The 5669-nt window shown below is 37.6% G+C and carries 6 protein-coding genes and 1 pseudogene; 4 read left to right on the top strand and 3 right to left on the bottom strand.

Annotated elements, in window-relative coordinates; all coding sequences use genetic code 11:
* Positions 1-300: 300 nt before the first annotated feature.
* Complete coding sequence (locus BN338_RS05255; RefSeq protein WP_039759765.1) at positions 301-1023, top strand: BA14K family protein; 723 nt, start codon at positions 301-303, stop codon at positions 1021-1023.
* A 76-nt stretch (positions 1024-1099) separates the two neighbouring features.
* Here the strand turns inward: BN338_RS05255 and BN338_RS05250 are convergent, their stop codons facing one another.
* Positions 1100-1750 carry an MBL fold metallo-hydrolase gene (locus tag BN338_RS05250; protein WP_039760117.1) on the bottom strand — a complete coding sequence of 217 codons (651 nt, stop codon included), beginning with the start codon at positions 1748-1750 and terminating at the stop codon, positions 1100-1102.
* 137 nt (positions 1751-1887) lie between these two features.
* On the opposite strand from BN338_RS05250, the gene BN338_RS05245 reads away from it, so the two are divergent.
* Together BN338_RS05245 and BN338_RS05240 are read left to right on the top strand one after the other, a co-directional pair.
* Positions 1888-2565 carry a response regulator gene (locus BN338_RS05245; protein ID WP_039759763.1) on the top strand — a complete coding sequence of 226 codons (678 nt, stop codon included), beginning with the start codon at positions 1888-1890 and terminating at the stop codon, positions 2563-2565.
* 24 nt (positions 2566-2589) lie between these two features.
* A pseudogene (locus BN338_RS05240) lies at positions 2590-3952 on the top strand (sensor histidine kinase).
* A 44-nt stretch (positions 3953-3996) separates the two neighbouring features.
* Here BN338_RS05240 and BN338_RS05235 read toward each other — a convergent pair.
* Positions 3997-4497 carry a type III secretion system chaperone family protein gene (locus tag BN338_RS05235; RefSeq protein WP_039759761.1) on the bottom strand — a complete coding sequence of 167 codons (501 nt, stop codon included), beginning with the start codon at positions 4495-4497 and terminating at the stop codon, positions 3997-3999.
* Positions 4498-4879: 382 nt separating this feature from the next.
* Positions 4880-5152, bottom strand: a complete 273-nt coding sequence (locus BN338_RS05230; protein WP_039759760.1) for an accessory factor UbiK family protein — start codon at positions 5150-5152, stop codon at positions 4880-4882.
* Between the two features lie 251 nt (positions 5153-5403).
* Here BN338_RS05230 and BN338_RS05225 point away from each other — a divergent pair.
* Positions 5404-5669 (top strand): prolipoprotein diacylglyceryl transferase family protein (locus BN338_RS05225; RefSeq protein WP_039759759.1); only part of this gene is annotated, 266 nt, incomplete at its 3' end.

Here is a 5669-nt window from a genome sequence, read left to right as displayed (position 1 = left end):
TTCATATTTTTATTTTTTGAGTTATACGGAATCGTATGATGCAAGAATTATCTATTCAATAAGAATTTTGTTATTTTTGTAGAAAATGAGACTTTATAAATATAATTTTTATCAATTAATATAAATAGAGTGTTTTTTTATGAAAAAAGATCTTTATTCTTTGTTTATTTTATCATTTTTTGTCAACCAAATAGCTCCTTATTCGTTTTGTCAAAATAAAGCCAAAAGTCATTCAGATTATATTCAGTTTGTCAGGTATATGATGTAAAGAAATGTGAATTTAAGTTAAGGAGTGTCGCTATGAAAAAATCTACTAAACTAGCGGTATTATCGGCGGTATCAGCAGCAACCATTTTGGTGCCAATAAGTACAACGCTTGCAAATAGCCAATGGATGAATAATGAACATCATATTGAGAAGCAAATAAATGATATGAGAAACAATATGAATAAGCAAATAGAAGATATGAGGAAAGGAATGAACACGCATTTTCCTTCTTATAGTTCTAACAGCCGTTCTACTGTTGAAAGACATCACTCTTCTCATTCTCATCCTCACCACCATGTTGACCATAAAAGGCGAGAACATCATCGTCATCATGTTGAACGCAACACATATCATTATGTCGAACGCAAAAAAACAACACATCATCATATACATCAGCATCATGTAACGCGTAATAACTCAGGAGATGCTTTAGCAGCGGGTATTCTTGGTCTCGCGGCCGGAGCAGTTCTTGGTAATGTTTTGAAAAAACCAGAACAGCCACAAATTATCTACCAACCCATGCCCCAAAGGCAGGTTGTGTATCAAGAGGTTCCGCAAGTGGTGTATCAACAAGTTCCTCAAACCCAAATCATTTATGAATCTCAGTCAACAGCGACATACCAACCACTCCAGCAACCATGGACGCATGGCTGGCTGCAATATTGCAAGAAAAAATACCGTTCATTTAACCCCCAAACAGGTACTTTTCGAGGCTATGATGGACAAGACCACTTTTGTTATGCTCCATTGAACTAATATTTTTACTTTCCTAAAAAGGATTTTAGTGACCTCAAAACGCTTTAAAGTGTTATGGGGTCATGTTGTTATGGAGTCATGTATTGAGCTCTTGAAGAAAAGGATTCCATTGACGCTCATAGCCTAGATAACTTCCAGGACCATGCCCACAAATGAAACGAACGTCATCTCCTAAAGGTAAAACTTTTTCTCGAAGTGATTTCATCAATTTTTCATGTGAACAAAAAGGAAAATCTGTACGCCCAATAGAACCACGAAAGAGAACATCCCCCAATAAAGCGAAACGTTCTTTTTCATTAAAATAAATAACATGACCAGGAGAATGCCCTGGTGTATGAAAAACCCTGAACACATGTTCAGAAAAATGGACACTATCGCCATCTTCTAACCATTGATCAGGAATACAAATAGATGCATCCGTGATACCATAGCTTCTTGCACTCTCAACCACAGTATCCATCACAGGCTTATCATCGCAATGTGAACCGATAATTTTAACGCCAAGGGCCTCTTTTGCTTGCATTGCGGCTCCCACATGATCAAAATGACCATGCGTTATCCAAATCGCTTCAACGGTAATACCCTTCTTTGCAATAACCTCTTGAATTCGGCCCCAATCTCCACCAGGATCCACTAGAACCCCTACTTTTTGTTCTGTATCAAAAAGCAAGGTACAATTTTGCTGAAAAAGCGTAACGGGAATTATATGGGTACTAAAATGACTCATGAAATCCTTTTTAAAAATAAATCTTTTTAAGCTTACAAGAAACATTTCCTTCATTCTATAGGATAGCCTGCTCGACAGCTTTATGCAACTTATGTAAAGTTAAATCTTTTGAAAACGCCGTTTAAAGGTTTTGAAGAATGACCAATCACGTTCAAATTTTGTGTGACGATGCGCCCCACCTTCTTGTGATTGATGACGATACACGTATTCGCAATCTTTTATTTCAGTTTCTCATTAAAAATGGATTTCGTGTTTCAGTTTCAGCCAATGCTGATGAAGCAAGAAAGCTGTTGGCAAGTTTAGATTTTGATCTTCTTATTGTTGATGTCATGATGCCTGGTGAAACCGGTATCAGCCTTACCTATTCACTCCGCCAAACAAAAGACGTTCCTATCCTCATGCTGACAGCTTTATCCGAAACAGACAATCGTATCCGTGGATTAGAAGCAGGCGCAGATGATTATCTAGCTAAGCTATTTGACCCTCGTGAACTCCTTCTTCGTATCAATGCCATTTTGCGCCGAGGTTTTCCCCTTAGCCAACCCAAAATTGAGCAAATCGTTTTTGGTCCTTATATATTTTCAATTTCACGGCGCGAACTCAAAAGGGGAGGAGAAATTATTAAATTAACCGATAAAGAACAAAAAATGATGGTCATTTTTGCAGAAAATGCAGGTGACATTATTCCGCGTCATCAATTTGCAATAGATGACAACACCATCAGTGAACGTGCCATTGATGTACAAATCAACCGCCTTCGTCGTAAGATCGAAAAAAATCCAGCACTGCCTATATGGCTCCAAACTAGGGTATAAACTCTCAATGGAATAGGCACAAGAATGATTAAAGCTTTAAGAATTTCTTTTCGATGGTTAACAAAAAAAATGCCTAAACGGCTTTATGCTCGCTCTTTGATCATTATTATCGCTCCTATGGTACTTCTGCAAACAGTCATTGCTTACGTCTTTATGGAACGTCATTGGCACATGGTAACTGAGCGTCTTTCAACGGCTGTCGTGCATGATATTTCAGCCATTATTGATATTCTTGAAACATATCCGCAACAAGATAACTATGAAGATATCAAACGCATTGCGCAACAACGTATGGGATTAAACATTTCTATTCTCTCTCCTGCTCCCCTACCCCCTCCAGGACCTAAGCCATTTTTTGCCATTCTTGATTATTTTCTAAGTGAAGAAATATTATTTTCTAAGTAAAGAAATCACTCGCCAAATCAATCGTCCCTTCTGGATTGATACCGTAGGGGATTCTGATCTTGTTGAAATCCGTATCCACCTTGGTCACAATATCTTGCGTGTCTTTGCCCCACGCAGCCAAACCTATGCTTCCAATACCGCTATTTTTTTAAGCTGGATGGTAGGAACGGCTCTTGTTTTATTGCTGATAGCAATTTATTTCTTGCACAATCAAATAAAACCAATTCAACAACTCGCTGAAGCGGCTGAAAGTTTTGGACGAGGTCGTCCCTTACCAAAAGGATTTCAACCACAAGGGGCCGACGAAGTCCGTCGTGCAGGTATCGCTTTTTTACGCATGCGCGAACGTATTGAACGCCAAATAGAACAACGCACTATGATGCTTTCAGGCGTAAGCCATAATTTAAGAACTATTCTTACACGTTTTAAACTTCAGCTAGCACTCGCAAATACTGATTTTGATATTAAACCACTTGAGCAAGATGTCAATGATATGCAAAATATGTTAGAAGATTATCTTGCTTTTGCCCGTGGTGAAGGAAGCGAGAGTGTCAAGAATTTTGATCTAAATTCTCTTATGCAAAAATTTTCTGCCGATGCTCATCTTCACAAACGTCAATTTTTTTATACCATTGAAGGCTCTAAAGAGATACAAGTACGCCCCCGTGCTTTCACCCGCTTGGTCAGCAATCTTGTATCAAATGCATTTTTTTACGGCACAACTGTTGTATTAACCGCCAACTCTCAACAAGAATCTTTTATATTGATTATCGACGATGATGGACCTAGAATTCATAAAAATATGCGGACAGAAGTTTTTAAACCTTTTTTCAGAATTGATAAAGCACGAAATCAAGATGCAAGCGGTACAGGACTTGGTCTTTCTATTGCCCAAGATATAGCTCGCAGTCATGGCGGCAACATACAATTAGATGAAAGCCCTCTCGGGGGATTACGCGCTATTCTTGATATCCCCCTATGAGCATCTTTCAGCAAAACATCTGTAAAAAGAACAGACTTGATATTTTAAGCATTTCCTACAGTTTCAAACAAAGTGTATTGCAGTGCCTTATAAGCACTTTCTCCCGATAAAGCCACCATCTGAAAGGCAACATAATGGCTTTCACAGGCTCTGAGTGCATGTATCAACAATGTTTCAACCTGTATATGGGATGGGTGCACTCCACCAGCTAAAAGAAGACCTTGCCGATAAATAATCGAATTATTTCTTTGCCAGTAATCAAAATGTCCCAACAACAACTTTTCATTAATCGCTAACAATAAGCGTTGTATTTCGGCTGTTCGAGCATTTGCAATAGAAAGATCAAATGAACAAGCCAAATGAAGTGCTTCCTGCTCTTCTATCCATGAAAAAGCAAGATGATAATTTGCCCGTTTTCCTTCCACACAAACACTAATTTCATCTTGTGCATCCCGCTCAAACGACCAATCATATTCACAAGCAATCTGCTCGATAAAGTCAACAGGATGCTCTCTTCTTTCTGTGGCGCAAAATGCAAGCCTCATCACAATCCTCAATCATCTTAAAACATTGTCAACAGAATATAAACCGCTTAAAATCGTAACAATATTTTGTTACAATCAGAACCTTTACACCAAACAAATACATATTAAAAACATCGATACTCTACCCCCCCAGAATACAATCACGCTCTTATAGGGCAACCTGATCATCATAAAACGAATCATCAAGTCTTTTCAGTGTATTGATACAATTTCATAGCGCCAGCCCCCTGATTCAAAAAAATGTGTTTTACCCCCAAAAAAAATTAAAAATAAATAAATATTCTGCTCTAACAGACTCAAGATTAAGCATTTTTTAGTTTCACACATCATACTGAAAAATTGGGGATATTTTTTGAAGATTCTTTATCGTAGAAAAATTATTTTACTTTTTTCCTGTTTGCTTTTTTTCTAAATTATCTTTTTCTAAATCATCAAGACGACTTTTAAAATCAGCATGATCAGCATGAATTTTCAGCACCATCTCCTTAAAAGTCTCAAATTCTTCGCGTGAAACAAGATCAAGTTTGTTGGCTATCTTTTCAGCCTGCACACGAAAAGCTGTTCCAGCTTCACGTCGTATACCTTGCGCAACGTCAGCGACATCTGTTGCTAATTTTGCTAATTCATCAAGAATACGGTTTGATCCATTACGCATAACATTTTTCCTTAAATTTTAATTCTTAAATTCTAATTATTGACGCACGCATTATAGCGTATTCTCATAACGCTTAGATACTGTAATTTGTTCCTTTTACCATTATAATTTTTTACCACAATAAACTAGTGGAAATCTATTCTCCTTTTTGACTTGTTTCCTTCCTGACTTGACCGTTGTGTCTTCATCTGTCATTCCTGTTCATAAGAGTCACTTCATATCCATCTCATATAATGTAAAGTGCTTAATTCATGAACAATCTTGTCTGTCCAGCTATTGCTTTTCCGTCTTTTCTTGATCCTGTCATTATTCAGCTAGGCCCCATAACATTTCATTGGTATGGACTTGGTTATGTTGTGGGTATTCTTTTTGCGTGGTGGTATGCGCAAAAATTATTAAAAAAACCATCTCTATGGCATAAAAACCACCCTCCTATGACTAAAGAGAAAATCGGAGATTTTGTTGTCTGGTCTGCGATCAGTGTTGTTGTCGGAGGGCGTTTAGGACAAATCCTTGT

Origin of the sequence: Bartonella queenslandensis AUST/NH15 (assembly GCF_000312585.1) — a bacterium.
Classification (GTDB): domain Bacteria; phylum Pseudomonadota; class Alphaproteobacteria; order Rhizobiales; family Rhizobiaceae; genus Bartonella; species Bartonella queenslandensis_A.
This window is presented reverse-complemented; position numbering and strand designations above follow the sequence as displayed.